This window comes from Massilia sp. Root351 (genome assembly GCF_001425045.1).
In the GTDB taxonomy this organism is placed as follows: domain Bacteria; phylum Pseudomonadota; class Gammaproteobacteria; order Burkholderiales; family Burkholderiaceae_D; genus Rugamonas.
This window is the reverse complement of sequence record NZ_LMDJ01000001.1, coordinates 1,068,167-1,084,644: the sequence shown is the minus strand read 5'-3', so window position 1 is coordinate 1,084,644 and position 16,478 is coordinate 1,068,167. Positions and strand designations below refer to the sequence as shown.

General features: G+C 63.1%; 14 protein-coding genes and 2 tRNA genes. 6 read left to right on the top strand and 10 right to left on the bottom strand.

Translation table 11 applies throughout. The features are described from left to right. Nucleotides 1–176: 176 nt before the first annotated feature. Nucleotides 177–267, bottom strand: a tRNA-Ser gene (locus tag ASD15_RS04760). Nucleotides 268–365: 98 nt separating this feature from the next. Next, the gene (acs, locus tag ASD15_RS04755; protein WP_057153539.1) at nt 366–2,357 is read right to left on the bottom strand and encodes an acetate--CoA ligase; all 1,992 of its coding nucleotides are present in this window, start codon (nt 2,355–2,357) and stop codon (nt 366–368) included. A gap of 226 nt (nt 2,358–2,583) precedes the next feature. Here acs and ASD15_RS04750 point away from each other — a divergent pair, with 226 nt between their 5' ends. The 4 genes from ASD15_RS04750 (at nt 2,584) to ASD15_RS04735 (ending at nt 5,805) form a co-directional block, all read left to right on the top strand. Further along, a complete protein-coding gene (locus tag ASD15_RS04750; protein WP_057153733.1) occupies nt 2,584–3,189 on the top strand; it encodes a TIGR00645 family protein in 606 nt (201 codons plus the stop codon). Between the two features lie 36 nt (nt 3,190–3,225). Further along, nucleotides 3,226–4,755 (top strand): fumarate hydratase, encoded by a 1,530-nt coding sequence (locus tag ASD15_RS04745; RefSeq protein ID WP_057153538.1) that lies wholly within the window; start codon nt 3,226–3,228, stop codon nt 4,753–4,755. Nucleotides 4,756–4,773: 18 nt separating this feature from the next. Beyond that, the gene (gene murI / locus ASD15_RS04740; protein WP_229418069.1) at nt 4,774–5,616 is read left to right on the top strand and encodes a glutamate racemase; all 843 of its coding nucleotides are present in this window, start codon (nt 4,774–4,776) and stop codon (nt 5,614–5,616) included. 113 nt (nt 5,617–5,729) lie between these two features. Further along, nucleotides 5,730–5,805: transfer RNA gene (locus tag ASD15_RS04735), tRNA-His, on the top strand. 505 nt (nt 5,806–6,310) lie between these two features. Here ASD15_RS04735 and ASD15_RS04730 read toward each other — a convergent pair. After that, nucleotides 6,311–8,494: an ATP-binding protein gene (locus ASD15_RS04730; protein ID WP_082551535.1), complete on the bottom strand. Its 2,184-nt coding sequence runs from the start codon at nt 8,492–8,494 to the stop codon at nt 6,311–6,313. A gap of 438 nt (nt 8,495–8,932) precedes the next feature. On the opposite strand from ASD15_RS04730, the gene ASD15_RS04725 reads away from it, so the two are divergent. Beyond that, entirely contained in the window at nt 8,933–9,379 is a 447-nt protein-coding gene (locus tag ASD15_RS04725; RefSeq protein ID WP_057153537.1) for a hypothetical protein, read from the top strand. A gap of 294 nt (nt 9,380–9,673) precedes the next feature. Here ASD15_RS04725 and ASD15_RS04720 read toward each other — a convergent pair whose 3' ends face one another. The 5 genes from ASD15_RS04720 to dusA all read right to left on the bottom strand — a co-directional run bounded on the left by ASD15_RS04720 (nt 9,674) and on the right by dusA (nt 14,139). Further along, nucleotides 9,674–10,042: a hypothetical protein gene (locus tag ASD15_RS04720; protein WP_057153536.1), complete on the bottom strand. Its 369-nt coding sequence runs from the start codon at nt 10,040–10,042 to the stop codon at nt 9,674–9,676. A gap of 161 nt (nt 10,043–10,203) precedes the next feature. After that, nucleotides 10,204–10,545: an energy transducer TonB gene (locus ASD15_RS04715; RefSeq protein WP_057153535.1), complete on the bottom strand. Its 342-nt coding sequence runs from the start codon at nt 10,543–10,545 to the stop codon at nt 10,204–10,206. 52 nt (nt 10,546–10,597) lie between these two features. After that, nucleotides 10,598–10,930, bottom strand: coding sequence for an energy transducer TonB (locus tag ASD15_RS04710; protein ID WP_057153534.1), 333 nt, complete (start codon nt 10,928–10,930; stop codon nt 10,598–10,600). An 82-nt stretch (nt 10,931–11,012) separates the two neighbouring features. Further along, nucleotides 11,013–12,752: a methyl-accepting chemotaxis protein gene (locus ASD15_RS04705; protein WP_229418055.1), complete on the bottom strand. Its 1,740-nt coding sequence runs from the start codon at nt 12,750–12,752 to the stop codon at nt 11,013–11,015. Between the two features lie 355 nt (nt 12,753–13,107). Then, a complete protein-coding gene (gene dusA, locus ASD15_RS04700) occupies nt 13,108–14,139 on the bottom strand; it encodes a tRNA dihydrouridine(20/20a) synthase DusA (protein ID WP_057153532.1) in 1,032 nt (343 codons plus the stop codon). A gap of 438 nt (nt 14,140–14,577) precedes the next feature. Between dusA and ASD15_RS04695 the strand changes: the two genes are divergently transcribed. Next, a complete protein-coding gene (locus ASD15_RS04695; protein WP_057153531.1) occupies nt 14,578–15,345 on the top strand; it encodes an FxDxF family PEP-CTERM protein in 768 nt (255 codons plus the stop codon). Nucleotides 15,346–15,397: 52 nt separating this feature from the next. Here ASD15_RS04695 and ASD15_RS04690 read toward each other — a convergent pair whose 3' ends face one another. Then, the gene (locus tag ASD15_RS04690) at nt 15,398–15,685 is read right to left on the bottom strand and encodes a hypothetical protein (protein WP_057153530.1); all 288 of its coding nucleotides are present in this window, start codon (nt 15,683–15,685) and stop codon (nt 15,398–15,400) included. A gap of 9 nt (nt 15,686–15,694) precedes the next feature. Next, the gene (gene fabI / locus ASD15_RS04685; RefSeq protein WP_057153529.1) at nt 15,695–16,477 is read right to left on the bottom strand and encodes an enoyl-ACP reductase FabI; all 783 of its coding nucleotides are present in this window, start codon (nt 16,475–16,477) and stop codon (nt 15,695–15,697) included. Between the last annotated feature and the right edge of the window lies 1 nt (nt 16,478).

Genomic DNA, 16,478 nt, shown 5'->3' with positions numbered 1-16,478 from the left:
CGCCCTCGGCGCGCGGCGCTTCCCGCGCTGCGGGAAGCAGTTGGGCGATTCGGAGAGGGCTTCCCCTGCAGGGGAAGCCCTTCGAATCCCCCGCGTAAGCCGCGCAGGCGGCTTACTTCTCTCCGCCACGCTAAAAACAAAAAGGCCACCCAAAGGTGGCCTTTTTGTTTTTATCCTGGCGGAGAGAGGGGGATTCGAACCCCCGATAGGCTATGAACCTATACACGCTTTCCAGGCGTGCGACTTCAACCACTCATCCACCTCTCCAGTTCTCTCGCATCGCTGCAAGAGGCGCACATTGTAGCAAAGATTCTCGAAAGTACCAATGTTTTTTGCGCCGCCTCTCCCAGCCTCGCTCTGCCCTCTTACGAGGCTTCTTTGAGCTGCTCCAGAATGGCCGGATTTTCCAGCGTGGATACGTCTTGCGTGATGGCCTCGCCTTTGGCCAGTACCCGCAACAGTCGGCGCATGATCTTGCCGCTGCGCGTCTTGGGCAGGTTGTCGCCGAAGCGGATCTCTTTCGGCTTGGCGATCGGGCCGATCTCTTTGGCGACCCAGTTGCGCAGCTCGAGCGCCAGGCGCTTGGCTTCTTCGCCGGTCGGACGGGCTTGCTTCAGAACCACGAAGGCGCAGATCGATTCGCCGGTGGTTTCGTCCGGCTTGCCGACCACCGCCGCTTCGGCCACCAGCGGGTTGGCCACCAGCGCCGATTCGATTTCCATCGTGCCCATGCGGTGGCCCGATACGTTGAGCACGTCGTCGATACGGCCGGTGATGGTGAAGTAGCCGGTGTCTTTGTTGCGGATGGCGCCGTCGCCTGCCAGGTAGTATTTGCCGCCCAGCTCTTCGGGGAAGTAGCTGCTCTTGAAGCGCTCGGGGTTGTTCCAGATGGTGCGGATCATCGATGGCCATGGACGCTTGACCACCAGGATGCCGCCCTGTCCGTTCGGCACGTCCTGGCCGGCCTCATCCACAATGGCGGTCATGATGCCCGGCAGCGGCAGCGTGCAGGAACCCGGCACCATCGGCGTGGCGCCCGGCAGCGGGGTGATCATGTGGCCGCCGGTTTCGGTCTGCCAGAAGGTGTCGACGATCGGGCACTTTTCGTTGCCGACGTTTTTGTAGTACCACACCCAGGCTTCAGGGTTGATCGGCTCGCCCACCGTGCCCAGCAGGCGCAGCGAACTCAGGTCGTAGTTCTTCGGGTGCACTTTGGGGTCGACGTCGGCGGCCTTGATCAGCGAACGGATCGCGGTCGGCGCGGTGTAGAAGATGTTGACCTTGTGCTTGGCCACGGTCTCCCAGAAACGGCCGGCGTTCGGGAACGTCGGGATGCCTTCGAAGATGATCTGCGTGGCGCCTACCGCCGTCGGGCCGTAGGCAATGTAGCTGTGGCCCGTGACCCAGCCGATGTCGGCGGTGCACCAGTAGACGTCGGTCGGCTTGATGTCGAAGGTCCACTTCATCGTCAGCGCGGCCCACAGCAGATAGCCGCCGCTGGAGTGCTGCACGCCTTTCGGCGTGCCGGTGGAGCCGGAGGTGTAGAGGATGAACAGCGGGTGCTCCGCTTCCACCCATTCGGGTTCGCATGCGCCAGACTGGCCGTCGACCAGGTCGTGCAGCCAGATGTCGCGGCCGGCCACGTGCGTGACATCGCCGCCAGTGCGCTTGTAGACGATGACGTCCTTGATGGTGTCGCAGCCGCCCATGGCCAGCGCTTCATCGACGATGGATTTGAGCGGCAGGCGCTTGCCGCCGCGCTGCTGTTCGTCGGCGGTGATCACGGCCACCGCGCCGGCGTCGATGATGCGCTCCTGCAGGGACTTGGCGGAGAAGCCGCCGAACACCACCGAGTGGGTGGCGCCGATGCGCGCGCAGGCCTGCATGGCGGCCACGCCTTCAACCGACATGCTCATGTAGATGATGACGCGGTCGCCCTTTTTGATGCCGCGCGATTTCAGGCCGTTGGCGAACTTGCACACTTTTTCGTGCAGCTCTTTGTAGGTGACGTTGGTGACGGCGCCGTCGTCGGCCTCGAAGATGATGGCGGTCTTGCCGGCGTTGCCGTTTTCAAGGTTGCGGTCCAGGCAGTTGTAGGACACGTTCAGCTTGCCGTCTTCGAACCATTTGTAGAACGGGGCGTCGTCTTCGTTCAGGGTGCGGGTGAACGGCACTTTCCAGTCGATGTTTTCACGCGCCAAGCGGGCCCAAAAGCCTTCGTAGTCTTGCGACGCCTCAGTCACCAGGGCTTGGTAGGCGTCCATGCCGGACACGTTGGCCTGCGCTGCGAATTCCGCCGATGGCGCGAACACGCGCGATTCCTGTGGGCCTTGTTGTTCCGTGGTCTGTGTGCTCATGCTAGGTCTCCATTAGTAATTGTTTGCAAACACCTTAAGCGTTGCCGCTTACGGATGCCTTACATAGCCGATACATATATAGCCGATGCATAGCCAAACTGGGCGTATGGGCAATCTGGTCTTTTCAGCAATTCTACGGCAGATCGGCCTGTGCCGGTGCCGACAGCGTTGAGCAAGTGTAAAATGTCGGCAATTCAATCGCAGCCTACCGGAGCACGCATTAATGATGGAACAACCGCGCAACTCGAATCCGAACAAACTGCCGCCGCTGGCGGGCTTTATCTTCATGTCGCGCTGGCTGCAGCTGCCGCTGTACCTGGGCCTGATCCTGGCACAGTGCGTCTACGTATTCCACTTCTGGGTTGAACTGAAAGACCTGATCGGCGCGGCACTTGGCAACGAGGCGGCGCTGGAGCATATCTTCCACGCCGTGGCCGTGGGCGGCGCTGTGCCCACCAAGCTGAATGAAACCACCATCATGCTGGTGGTGCTGGGACTGATCGACGTGGTGATGATCTCCAACCTGCTGATCATGGTGATCGTGGGCGGCTATGAAACCTTCGTCTCGCGCATGCACCTGGAAGGCCATCCCGATCAGCCGGAGTGGCTGTCGCACGTGAACGCTTCGGTGCTCAAGACCAAGCTGGCCATGGCCATCGTCGGCATTTCGTCGATCCACCTGCTGAAGACCTTCATCAATGCCGACAAGTACACCGAGAAAGTGCTGATCGCGCAGACCGCTATCCATATCGTATTCCTGCTGTCGACCATCGCTATCGCCTACACCGATAATCTGATGACCCGTACCCAGCAACTGGCCAAGCCTCACTAATTTGCACCTAGCTTTCCATCCTCCAGCGAGAACATCATGACCGTCATAAAGCAAGAAGACCTGATCGAATCCGTCGCAGCGGCGCTGCAGTACATCAGCTACTACCACCCGGCCGACTATATCCAGCACCTGGCGCGCGCGTATGAAGCCGAGCAAAGCCCGGCAGCGAAAGATGCGATCGCGCAGATCCTGACCAACTCGCGCATGTGCGCCGAAGGCAAGCGTCCGATCTGCCAGGACACCGGCATCGTCAACGTGTTCCTGAAGATCGGCATGGGCGTGCGCTTCGAGGGCTTCTCCGGCACCGTCACCGACGCGGTCAATGAAGGCGTGCGCCGCGCGTACAACTTCGCCGACAACAAGCTGCGCGCCTCCATCGTGGCCGACCCGCACTTCGAGCGCAAGAACACCAAGGACAACACGCCGGCCGTGGTGCACATGGAACTGGTCGAGGGCAATACCGTCGACGTGAGCGTGGCTGCCAAGGGCGGCGGCTCCGAGAACAAGACCAAGTTCGTGATGCTCAACCCGTCCGATTCGCTGATCGACTGGGTGCTGAAGACCGTGCCGCTGATGGGCGCCGGCTGGTGCCCGCCGGGCATGCTGGGCATCGGCATCGGCGGCTCGGCCGAGAAGGCGATGCTGATGGCGAAAGAGTCGCTGATGGAAGACATCGACATGTATGAGCTGAAGCAGCGCGGCCCTCGCAACAAGACCGAAGAACTGCGCATCGAACTGTGCGACCGCATCAACGCGCTGGGTATCGGCGCGCAGGGCCTGGGCGGCCTGACCACGGTGCTGGACGTGAAGATCAATATGTACCCGACCCACGCGGCCTCCAAGCCGGTGGCGATGATCCCCAACTGCGCCGCCACCCGCCACGCGCATTTCGTGCTGGATGGCTCGGGCCCTTCCTACATCGAGCCACCGAAGCTGTCGGACTGGCCGGACGTGAGCTGGACCCCGGACACCGAGAAGTCCAAGCGCGTCAACCTGGACACGCTGACCAAGGAAGAAGTGGCTTCGTGGACCCCAGGCCAGACCTTGCTCCTGAACGGCAAGATGCTGACCGGCCGCGACGCCGCGCACAAGCGCATCCAGGACATGCTGGCCAAGGGCGAGCAGTTGCCGGTGGACTTCAAGAACCGCGTCATCTACTACGTGGGCCCGGTCGATCCGGTGCGCGACGAAGTGGTGGGCCCGGCCGGCCCAACCACCGCCACCCGCATGGACAAGTTCACCGACATGATGCTGGAGCAGACCGGCCTGATCGCCATGATCGGCAAGGCTGAACGCGGCCCGGCCGCCATCGAGTCGATCAAGAAGCACAAGTCGGCTTACCTGATGGCGGTGGGCGGCTCGGCCTACCTGGTGTCGAAGGCCATCAAGTCGGCCAAGGTGCTGGGCTTTGAAGACATGGGCATGGAAGCCATCTACGAGTTCGAAGTGCAGGACATGCCGGTCACCGTGGCCGTGGACGCGGGCGGCACTTCGGTGCATAACACAGGTCCCAAGGAATGGGCTGCCAAGATCGAGGCGCTGAATGTGCCTGTCGTGTCCAAGTAAGCGGACGCTGAGCACGTGATTCCAACGCTGCCCTTCCCCACGCCGGCCGACGCGCCTATCGGCGTCTTCGATTCCGGCGTGGGCGGATTGTCGGTGCTGCGCCATGTGCGCGCGCTGCTGCCGCAGGAGCACTTGATCTACTTCGCCGATTCCGGCTTTGCGCCCTATGGCGACAAGACGGAAGCGGTGGTGGTGGAGCGTTCGCTGGCGGTGGCGGCCTTCCTGGTGGGGCGCGGCGTGAAGGCGCTGGTGGTGGCCTGCAATACGGCCACCGTGGCTGCCATCAAGGCTATCCGCGCGCATTATCCAGAGCTGCCGGTGGTAGGCGTGGAACCGGGCCTGAAACCCGGCGCCGCAGCCACGCGCAACGGCAAGGTCGGCGTGCTGGCCACGCAGCGCACGCTGTCGGGCGAGAAGTTCCTGCTGCTGCGCGAACAGATCGCCGGCGCCACGCAAGCCCAGTTCCTGCTGCAGCCTTGCGTGGGCCTGGTGGACCTGATCGAGCAGGGCGAGCTGGATACGCCCGCCACGCGCGCCATGCTGGAGCGCTATATCGCGCCGCTGGTGGCGCAAGGGGCGGACACGCTGGTGCTGGGCTGCACGCACTACCCGTTCGTGCAGGAAGCGATTGCGCGCGCGGTGGCGCAGGCGGGCGGCGTGGACGTCACACTGATCGACACCGGCGAAGCCGTGGCGCGCCAGCTGGCGCGCCTGCTGGAAAATGGCGGCTTGCAGCGCCCAGGCAGCGCCGGCCATCCTCCGCTGTTGCATGGCTATACCACGGGCGCGAAGGAAGCGCTGGCGCCGGCCTTCGCCACGCTGCTGAAAATGACAGTGGACGTGGAATCGCTTAAAATCTAGGCAATTCGGCGTTTTTCGAAAAAAGGCGCCGCAAGCCTTTGCAAGATGCCGGATACCCTAGTATAATTCGGCACCTGACGCGCAAACAGTGCTTCAGGCGAAGTAAATCAGTGGTGGCTGTAGCTCAGTTGGTAGAGTCCAGGATTGTGATTCCTGTTGTCGTGGGTTCGAGCCCCATCAGTCACCCCACAGAATTACGGAAAAAAGCCCAGTCATCGACTGGGCTTTTTTCTTTTCCGCGGTGCTTTATGCGGCAGCGCGGGAAACGCTTGGTTTCAGGCCTGCCGCCTGCAAGCCGGCAACCAAGGTCTTCAACGTCGGATATCCGTTTGGCGAACGCGCGCGATGCCGGCGTTCGCGGGGAATGCCGGCGCGTTCGGCGGCAGGACAGAGCGGGCCCGCGCGCGGCCTGCCAAGGATGCGCTTGCGGGTACTGGCGGCAGTTGGCACTGCTTCCGCTCATGGCCGGCACGCTGCCGGGCGACCGCACCTTCCATCAGCCCCGCAAGCACACGTATGCGGCCCTGCCTAGGGCTTGTATGGCTTAAATGGACATTGTTTGAGGCAATCGAGATCGGCGTGCGATAAAGGCCGCGTTAGCTCTGCAATAGGCTAAATTGAACTTGCCGGCATGCGCCGGTACAGTTGAGGGGACTATTCGCTGCACCGGCGGCCATGCCGGTGCAGCATTTTTTTATCCGGCGATGCGGGCCATCAGCGCTTGCAGGCGCGGCATGTCGACCGGCTTGACGAAGTGGTAGTCGAAGCCGGCCGCATAAGACTCGTTGCGGTCGCGCTCCTGGCCGTAACCGGTTACGGCTATCAGCACGGTCCCGGCCGTCTCGGGCTGCAGCCGCAGCCGCCGCGCCAGCTCGTTGCCGTCGATGTCGGGCAGGCCGATGTCCAGCAGGCAGATGTCCGGCCGCAGTTCGCGCGCCCGGTCCAGCGCCACGCGCGAACTGTGCTCCACCGTCACCTGGTGGCCGGCCTCCGCCATCAGCATGCCCAGCGTTTCGGCCGCGTCCACGTTGTCGTCCACCACCAGCAGGCGCAGGCTGCGCACCGCCGGCGCCGCCGCGGCGCCCGGCGCGTCCTGGCCGGCCTGGGCCTGCTGCTGCGCCACCGGCAGGCGCAGGATGAAGGTGCTGCCCTTGCCAATGCCGTCGCTGTGCGCGGCCACGCTGCCCTGGTGCGCCTCGGCCAGGCGCTGCACCAGCGCCAGCCCCAGGCCCATGCCGCCCTGCGAGCGGTCCAGCGTGCGCTCGTCCTGCGCAAACAGTTCGAAGGCGCGCGCCAGCAGTTCCGGCAGCATGCCGACGCCGTTGTCGCGCACCGTCACGGTGGCGCTGTCGCCGCGCAGGCTCAGGCGCAGTTCGACAAAGCCGTCTTCCGGCGTGTACTTGGCAGCGTTGTTGAGCAGGTTGGCGATCACCTGCACCAGGCGTTTCTTGTCGCCCAGCACGTGGATGGGCTCGGGCGGCAGCTGCACGGCAAAGCGGTGGCGGCGCGCCTCCATCAACGGACGGGCCTGCTCTGCGGCGTAGCCCAGCACGTCGCGCAGGTCCAGCGTTTCCTTCTGCAAGGTGACCATGCCGCGCGTCACCCGCGACACGTCCAGCAGGTCGTCGATCAGCCCGGTCATGTGCTTGACCTGGCGCGAAATGACTTCGCTGGTGCGCTTGACGGTGGCCTCGTCGAACTGGAAGTGGCGCAGCAGCTCCGCCGCCGTGCCGATCGGCGCCAGCGGGTTGCGCAGCTCGTGCGCCAGCATGGCCAGGAATTCGTCCTTGCGCTTGTCTGCGTCGCGCAGCGCGGCCTGGGCGCGCTTGCTGTGTTCGTGCTCGGAACGCAGCGCCGCCACGGCGCGCGCGCGCTCCACGGCCTCCCAGGTGCGCTGCACCACGTCCTGCGTGATGGCGATGTCTTCGCGCGTCCACGCGCGCGGCACATGGTGCGACAGGTTCAGCGCGCAGGTGACGCGGCCGGCCTGCAGCAGCGGTACCGCCACGATGGCGCCCATGCCCAGCGCCAGGTAGGCGTCCGCGTAGGCCTGGGTGCGGGGGTCGGTGCGCACGTCGTTCACCACGAAGGGCTTGCCCTCGTTCAGGATGCCGATGATCTCCGGACTGAAATCGTCCAGCCGCGCACTGCCGGGCAGCGGCGGCAGGTCAGCGGCGCTCCACGCGCCCTGCACGAAGGCGGTGCGGCTGCCCTCGTTGATTTCGGTGTAATACACGCGCGATACGTGCAAGTAGTTGCCCAGCAGCTCGGTGGCAGCTGCCGTGACCTCGGTGGCCGCGCCCAGGCCGCGCAGCCGGTCCGCCACGTCGAGCTGGAACGCCTGGCGCCGGTTCAGCGCCACAAAGGCGCGCTCGGCCAGCACTTCGCGGGTGGATTCGGTAAGCACCAGCAGCACGCCTTCGACCTGGTTGTCTTCGTTCCAGATCGGGCTATGGCAATGCGTGAAGTAGGTTTCGCGCTGGCTATGGCCGCGCTCGGGCGCGTAGCTGGCGTTTTCCACGTAGTAGGTTTCGCCCGTCAGCACGTGCTCGACGATGGGCGCCATCTGGTCCCACATCTCGCGCCACCACTCCTTGGCGGGACGGCCGAGGTGGCCCGGATGCTTGCTGCCCAGCACTTGCGCGAAAGCATCATTGTAAAAAGTCAGCAGCTCGCTGCCCCAGTGGATCGCCATCGGAAAGCGCGAGCCGAGCACGGTGCGCAGCACCGTCTGCAGGCATGCCGGCCACAGTTCGGGCGGCCCCATGCGTGAACCGGCCCAGTCGAAGTTGCGCAGGCGCTCGCCGCATTCCCCGCCGCCGTCCAGAAAAGCGGGACGGCGCGGCACGGCTGGGGAGGAGGAAACGTTGGTTATCATTGGGAGTTTGGCATTGCAAGAACAACATGCAACCCGCATCATACACTCAGTTGAGCCGGGAGTTGACAAGCAGCATGCATTCATTGCCGCCGGGATGCGTGCCGCGGCGCGGCGCCGGCTGCGGCGGAAATACAACGGGCGCTCAAAAAAAATGCAGCGCGCGCAGATTTTGCTGCCGCCACGCCGAAGCCGGTGCTATGCTGAGTCCATAGTAAAAAGAAACTTAGCTTACCTTTTACGCAATCTGACCCAATACTAAGCACCGAATAACGTTCCCTTCCGGGAATTCCGCCGCCGCACTCCGAGAGGATCCGCCGGCCTTGGATGCCGCCACCAGTTGGCGGTATTTTTTTGCGCGCGCTCATCGGATGACTTTCCCAAAGGCATTAGTTTGACGCTACAATAGTCGCCTACCCTGTAACACTTTCCTGGCTCACCATGTCCGAAGAAAAATCCCTGTCCGCTGTCTCGACCTACAGCAAGGACACTCCCGTCGGCCATCCCGACATCGACGGCCGCGCGGGCGTTTTCGTGCCCACCGACGATTTCGACCTGGCCAACACCAGCACCATCCGCAAAGGCGCCGGCATCGTCGGCTTCGGCAATCCGGACGGCTCGCTGACGGTCTACTTCGAAGCCAACCGTTTCGACGAAAGCAGCTTGCACAAGTGGGAAAACAAGGCGCGCAAGGCGTACGACCGCATGGTGATGCGGGCCCCCACCGTGTCCAAGGCCAAGATCGACGCGCGCATGCTGGAACAAGTGGGCATTATCGACGGCATGGGCATCAGCATCAAGCAACCCGAGCGGCTGCAGCAGTGGCTGGCGCTGTCGAACGCGCTCGACACCGCGCCCGAGGGCGCCGTGGTGCAGTGGAAGAAATAAGACTATAAAGGCGGGAAATCAGGACGAGCCATTGTCCTACAAGGGCATGGACACTCCGCTGATGCCGAGATGCATTATTAATGCATAAGATGGTGACATAGAAAACACCAACCCGGGAGTCCGCCATGTCACGCATCTGCCCTCTTACCATCGGTACCCTGCTGATGGGGCTGGCCAGTGTCTCCACCTGGCTGCTGCTGTCCGCCGATGTGCTGCACGAAGCGTCGTTCTTCTTCGTGCATTAAGGCCCATACTTAGCACCCATGCAGCAGCCCAATCCCGGGCGATGGCGGCCTAGCGCCGCCGGCCGTGGCCGCGATAGCCATGGCGGTGACCCCAGTTACCGAACACAAAATCCAGTCCTATCGTTACCGGCGGGTAGTAATACGCCGGCGCCGGTGCGTAATACACGGGTGGCGGCGCATACACCGGCGCCGTCGCGTACACCGGCTCGGTGGTGTACACCACGCGCGGCTGCTGGGCCACCGGCTCCGTCGTGTATTCCACCCGCGCACTGTCGCCGGCCGTGCCGCGCTGCACCGGTGTCACCGACACGGTGTGCCATTCATACGGATTGGCCGGCTTCGGATAGTAAACGGTAGACGGCTGCGTGGCGCAGCCGGTCAGGGCCGCAACAGCGGCCAGGGCGATAACGGTTTTCATGGGAGCTCCTGTTCCAAGCTTCCACTATAAGAACATTCCGCATTTCCTGCCGCACTTTTACAGCCTGTTACAAGCCTTTGCCCAAGCGAAAAAAAACCGGCGCAAGCGCCGGTCCAAGTACGCGCCGGCTCAGGCAAGCCGGCGCAGTAACACGAATCCGCTTAATCCAGTTTCCAGGCGTAGTCCACCTTGGTCCAGGTGGTGTCCGGCTTGCCGTCCTTGGTGCCCGGCTTGAATTTGCAGGCGCTCAGCGCCTTGATGGCCGCCTTGTCCAGATTCTTGAAGCCGCTCGACTTGTCGACCTTGGAGTCGAGCACGTCGCCGCCGGCCGACACCTGGAACGACATCGACACGGTGCCCTGCTCTTCGTTCATCAGGGACGCTTTCGGGTACTCGGCTTTGCAATTCTTGCCGTCGAAGCTAGCCGGAACTTCGGCTGCAAAGGCGCTGCCCGATACGAGCACTGCCGCGATAACACTGAACCAACGCTGTTTAGTAGACATCTGATTTCCCCAAGTGCTTTTTTAAATTTTCTGGATCAAGGCGTGGCCGGAATTACAGCTTCCAGACGTAATCGACTTTGGTCCAGGTTTGTGCCACAGCGCCATCCTTGGTGCCAGGCTTGAATTTGCAGGCGCTGATGGCTTTCACAGCAGCCTTGTCCAGGTTTTTGTAGCCGCTCGACTTCTCAACCTTCGAGTCCACTACTTCGCCGCCTGGCGAAACCAGGAAGGCCATCGATACCGCGCCCTGCTCTTCGTTCAGCAGCGAGGCTTTCGGGTATTCGGCTTTGCAGTTCTTGGCGTCGAACACGGCTGGCACTTCAGCGGCGAAGGCGGAGCTGCTCAGCAGAGCGGCGGCGATGAAACTGATCGAATGCTTGGTCATGATTTTTCTTAATCCACAAAGTTTAAAAAACTGTTCAACGGCCGCTCCAGACGCGGCCATCGGGTAAAGCCGGCTACCCTGCTTAGAATTCTTCCCACTCGTCGCCGGCAGTTGCTGCTGCTGCTGCGATCTTCTTCGGCTTGGGGGCGGCAGGCGCGGCCACGGCCTTCTTCAGCGGCGCACGGGCGGCTGGCTTGGCCACCACCACGGGGGTGGCGGCACGCACCGGCGCGGCGGCGTGCTGCACGCGCTCTTCATGCTCGGACAGCTTGAAGATCGATACCACGCGGGCCAGTTCGCCAGCCTGGTCCTGCAGGCTCTGCGCGGCGGCAGCGGCCTGTTCCACCAGCGCGGCGTTCTGCTGGGTCATGCTGTCCATCTCGATGATGGACTGGTTGACCTGCTCGATGCCGGCGCTTTGCTCCTGGCTGGCGGAAGCGATTTCACCCATGATGTCGGTCACGCGGCGCACCGAATCGACCACTTCGTCCATCGTCACGCCGGCCTGGCCGACCAGTTTCGAACCGCGCTCGACTTTCTCCACGGAGTCGCCGATCAGGGTCTTGATTTCTTTCGCGGCGCCGGCCGAACGCTGGGCCAGGTTGCGCACCTCGGAAGCCACCACGGCGAAACCGCGGCCCTGCTCGCCGGCACGGGCTGCTTCAACCGCGGCGTTCAGCGCCAGGATGTTGGTCTGGAAAGCGATGCCATCGATCACGCCGATGATGTCGACGATCTTGTTGGCCGATTCGTTGATCGAGCTCATGGTGTCCACCACTTGCGACACCACTTCGCCGCCCTTGCGCGCCACGTCGGACGCGTTGGCTGCCAGCTGGTTGGCCTGGCGGGCGTTGTCGGCGTTCTGCTTCACGGTGGAAGTCAGCTCTTCCATGGCCGACGCGGTTTTCTCCAGCGACGAGGCCTGCATTTCGGTACGCGACGACAGGTCGATATTGCCGGCGGCGATTTCGCGCGAGGCGGTGCCGATGGTCTCGGTGCCGGTGCGGACCTGGCCCACGATGCCAACCAGGCTGTTGCGCATTTCCTTCATTTCCACCAGCAGGCTGTCCTTGTCGGTGGAGCTGGTGTTGATCGAAATCGACAGGTCGCCGTTGGCAATGCTGCCGGCGATCGACGCGGTGTAGTCAGGCTCGCCGCCCAGCTGCTTGAGCAGGCCGCGGGTGATAACGATGGCCGCGCCCACGCTGATGACCACGGCCAGCACGCCCATGAAGATCATGAAGCTGCGGGCGCTGTTGAAGCCTTCGGCCGCGTCCACCTGCACTTGCGCGTTCAGCTTGTCTTCCAGCGCACCGAGTTGGTCCAGCGATTCCATCCACTTCTTCTGCGGCGGACGGATTTCCTTGATCATGACCTTGGTGGCCGCCTCGGCCTGGTTCGACAGCCACAGCTCGGAAGCCTTGGCAATCGCCGGCATGGTGGCCGCTTCGTGTTCCTTGATGGCGGCCATCAGGGTTTTCTCTTCGGCCGTCGCTTCCAGCGCGAACTGGGCTTCCAGTTTCTTCTGGTGCGCGGCGTACTTGTCGGACAGTTCCTTGATGCGCTTCATTTCCGGTTCCATGTCGGCCGGGTCGCTCATCAGGGTCAGCGTGCGCAGCGAGCTGACGCGCTCGTTGACGTTGTTGCGCATGTCGATCACCAGGCGCGTCACCACATTGTTGAAGCTGACGACGTGGTCCAGGCGGTCCTGGATCTGGGCCATGCGCACAATGCCGACGGCAGTCACGGCGATCAGGAAGAGCAGCACCAACGCAAACCCGAGGCCCAGGCGCGTCCCCACTTTCATTTTTGCTAAATTCATTTCGGCTTCTTTGTAAGTGACACTATTGATAAGAGGAACCCAGGTATGCACCCGCTGCCACGCCCAACCACGTAAAACTTCTCTTGCCGCTGCGCAAGTAATGACAGTAGCAAACAATGACTGCGAATGCAAAAATTGCTCTACGGATCGTTACAATGTGTGGTTTTTCAGCCGTTTTTCAGCGCAGGAAGTCCTGCGGAGGCCGGATGGACGCTGTGACTATGTGTGTATATTCTGAAATTATAGGTGCAAATTTTGCCTCAAAGCAAGCAGAAACTGCCTGCATTTTACGCAACCTAACTTTCTGCGGAGAAATAGGCAAAAAGCAGATTTTGCTTTGGGCAAAAGTCCGGGATCAGGCCGGCAAAGTCAGGCGGGAAGCGGCTTCCAGCAAGAGATTGGCATCGCCGAGGGCGAGTTTTTTGGAGTCGGATAATGTTTGGCGGAACAGGCGCGCGCCTGGCAAGCCCTGCATCAGGCCCAGCATGTGGCGTGTGATGCTGTTGAGCTTGAGGCCGCGGCCGCCCTCTTTCGCCAACTGGGCCTGGATGTAGGGCACCATGGCCGCCAGCACCTGCTCGCGGGTCTTGGGCGCGGCCGGGTCGCCATAGTAGCGCTGGTCGAAGCACGCCATCAGGAAGGGATTGTGGTAGGCCTCGCGGCCCAGCATCACGCCGTCCACGTGCAGCAGGTGCTGGTCGATCTCGGCCTCGGTCTTGATGCCGCCATTGATCAGGATTTCGAACTGCGGAAATTCGCGCTTCAGGCGGTAGGCGTATTCGTACTTGAGCGGCGGGATCTCGCGGTTTTCCTTGGGCGACAAGCCCTTCAGGATGGCGTTGCGCGCATGCACGATGAAGGTGCTGCAGCCAGCCTCGGCCACGGTGCCGACGAAGTCGCGCACGAACTCGTAGCTTTCGCTGTCGTCGATGCCGATGCGGTGCTTGACCGTCACGTCGATCGACACCGCGTCGCGCATGGCCTTGACGCAGTCGGCCACCAGCTGCGGCTCGGCCATCAGGCAGGCGCCGAACGCGCCCTTCTGCACCCGCTCGGACGGGCAGCCGCAATTCAGGTTGATCTCGTCGTAACCCCACTTCTCGCCCAGCCTGGCGCTGGTGGCCAGGTCGGCCGGATCGCTGCCGCCCAGCTGCAGGGCGACCGGATGCTCTTCCTCGTTGAAGCGCAGGTGGCGCTCCACGTCGCCGTACACCAGCGCGCCGGTGGTCACCATTTCCGTGTACAGCCAAGTGTGCTTCGTGATTTCGCGGTGGAACACGCGGCAGTGGCGGTCGGTCCAGTCCATCATCGGCGCGACGGACAGGCGGCGGCTCGGCAACTTGCGGGCGGCGGTGGTGTCGGCGGTCGGAGCGGTGATGGTGGTCATGTCGGCAACTGTCGGGGAATCGGGAGGGGGCCGTCATTATACAGCGGAAGCAAGGGCCGCGCCCGGCGGCAATTTGTCTCACAAATAAAACATCGGCTGTGCACGGTTACAAAAAATCTGATGCATGCAAGTCACTGCGCCGCAACTTGCCGGGCGGTCAAATTTTCACGGCCCTGCGGCGCCCGCCTCATAGCGGATTTCACATTTCGGCCGATTCCGGCCACCATGTGTTACAAGTTTCCAGCAGGAAGATGCCCTGATCTGGCAGAAACTTGGTTACAAATTCCTTACAATTGTTACTCGTGCAGGCTTTGACACGCTCATCCGCCCTCCCTAAAGTCGGCTCACACCCGGTTAAGCATTTCTTAAGTTTGATGCTTCGGCAACCCCGGCCGGGTGTAACTGTCAGTCTTATCATCAACTAACAAAGGAATGGTTATGACACAGAAGAAAGCACTGCTCGCAGTACTGCTGGCCATGGCAAGCGCAACGGCGGCGACTGCCAGCGCGGCGCCGGCCAGCGCCACGGTGGATTTTTCCAAAGGCGACGAGGGCTGGTTCGGCATGCAGCCGGCCGACGGCAACGGCGGCTCGGGCATCGACACCGGCCTGGGCAACGGCGCGCCCGCCTACCGCACCACCATGGAGAACTTCGGCATCGACTGGCGCAACAGCACCAACGGGGCCTTCCTGGGCGACTACACCAAGTCGCGCAGCGTCACCCTGGGGCTGGATGTGTCGGCCATGTCGATCCAGTACTTCGGGCAGGAAGTGACGCGCAGCCTGGTGGTGGAGCTGCGCGACTACGACAACAAGCCGGCCAACCTGCCCTACACCAGCGTGTGGTTCGACCTGGGCACGCTGGACGCCAGCAATAGCGACTGGAAGCATTTCTCGGTGACCATCGCCGACACGTCCTCGTCACTGCTGCCTTCCGGCTGGGGCGGCTACGGCGCGGAGGACGGCAGCGGCGCGCCCACGCTGCCGGGCGGGCGCAGCTTTGCCAGTGTGCTGTCCAGCGTGGACGAGATCGTCTTCACCACGCTGAAACCCGGCTACGCCTACGGCTACACCAACTTCGACGTGGCCATCGACAACGTCAGCATCACGGCCGTGCCGGAGCCGTCCACCTACGGCATGCTGCTGGGCGGCATGGGCCTGCTGGGCTTCATCGCGCGCCGCAGGCAGCGCGGCGGTAAGGCCTAAGGCCTGGCGCCAGCATTGAACCGGGCGCGGCCGGCGCCGGCCGCGCCCCCCTTCAGTCCAGATGCAGCTGCTCGTGCGGCAGCAAGTCTTCCGGGCCCAGGTCCTGGTGCAGCGGGATATAGAACCCCAGGCGCCTGCCACGGTGGAAAATGCCGCGCAGGCGGTTGCAGGTATCCCATACCTTGCCGTAATGGTCGGCCACCGCCACCACCGCCCACGGACTGTCGGGCTCGCCGTCCCGCACCAGGCGCACGCTGCGCACCTCGAAAAACCGGGCCAGGCCCAGCTCCACGCTTTGTTCGCTTGCATCGCCGTGCAAGCCGGTCAGGATGATTTGCATGCGCCCTCCTCAGGCGATGATGTTCAGGCCGCCGTCCACGTAGACGGTGCTGCCGGTCAGGCGCTTGGCGTACGGCGAGGCCAGGTAGGCGCAGGTGTTGCCGACGTCGAAGATGTCCACCAGTTCACCGATCGGGGCGCGCGCCACCGCGTCGCTCAGCAGCAGGTCGAAGTCCTTCAGCCCGGACGCGGCGCGGGTTTGCAGCGGGCCGGGCGAGACGGCATGCACGCGGATGCCTTGCGGCCCCAGTTCGTGCGCAAGGTAGCGGCAGGATGCTTCCAGCGCCGCCTTCACCGGCCCCATCACGTTGTAGTTCGGGACCACCTTGTCGGCGCCGTGGTAGCTCATGGCAAACATGGCGCCGCCTTCGCTCATCAGCGGCGCGGCCAGCCTGGCCATGCGCACGAAGGAATGGCAGGACACGTCCATCGCCTGCAGGAAACCGTCCAGCGAACAGTCCAGCAGGCCGCCCTGCAGGTCGGCCTTGGGGGCGTAGGCGATGGAGTGCACCAGGATGTCCAGGCTGCCCCAGCGCTCGGCGATGGCGGCGAACACGGCCTCCAGCTGGCCGGGCTGCGCCACGTCCAGCGGCAGCAGCAACGCCGCATCCAGTTCCTCGGCGATCGGGTCGACGTAGGGCTTGGCCTTGTTGTTCAGATAGGTCAGCGCGAGCTCCGCGCCCAGTTCGCGGAACACCTTGGCGCAGCCGTAGGCGATGGAATGCTCGTTGGCCACGCCGACCACCAGGGCGCGGCGTCCGGCCAGGATGGGATAAACGGTATCGACACTCATG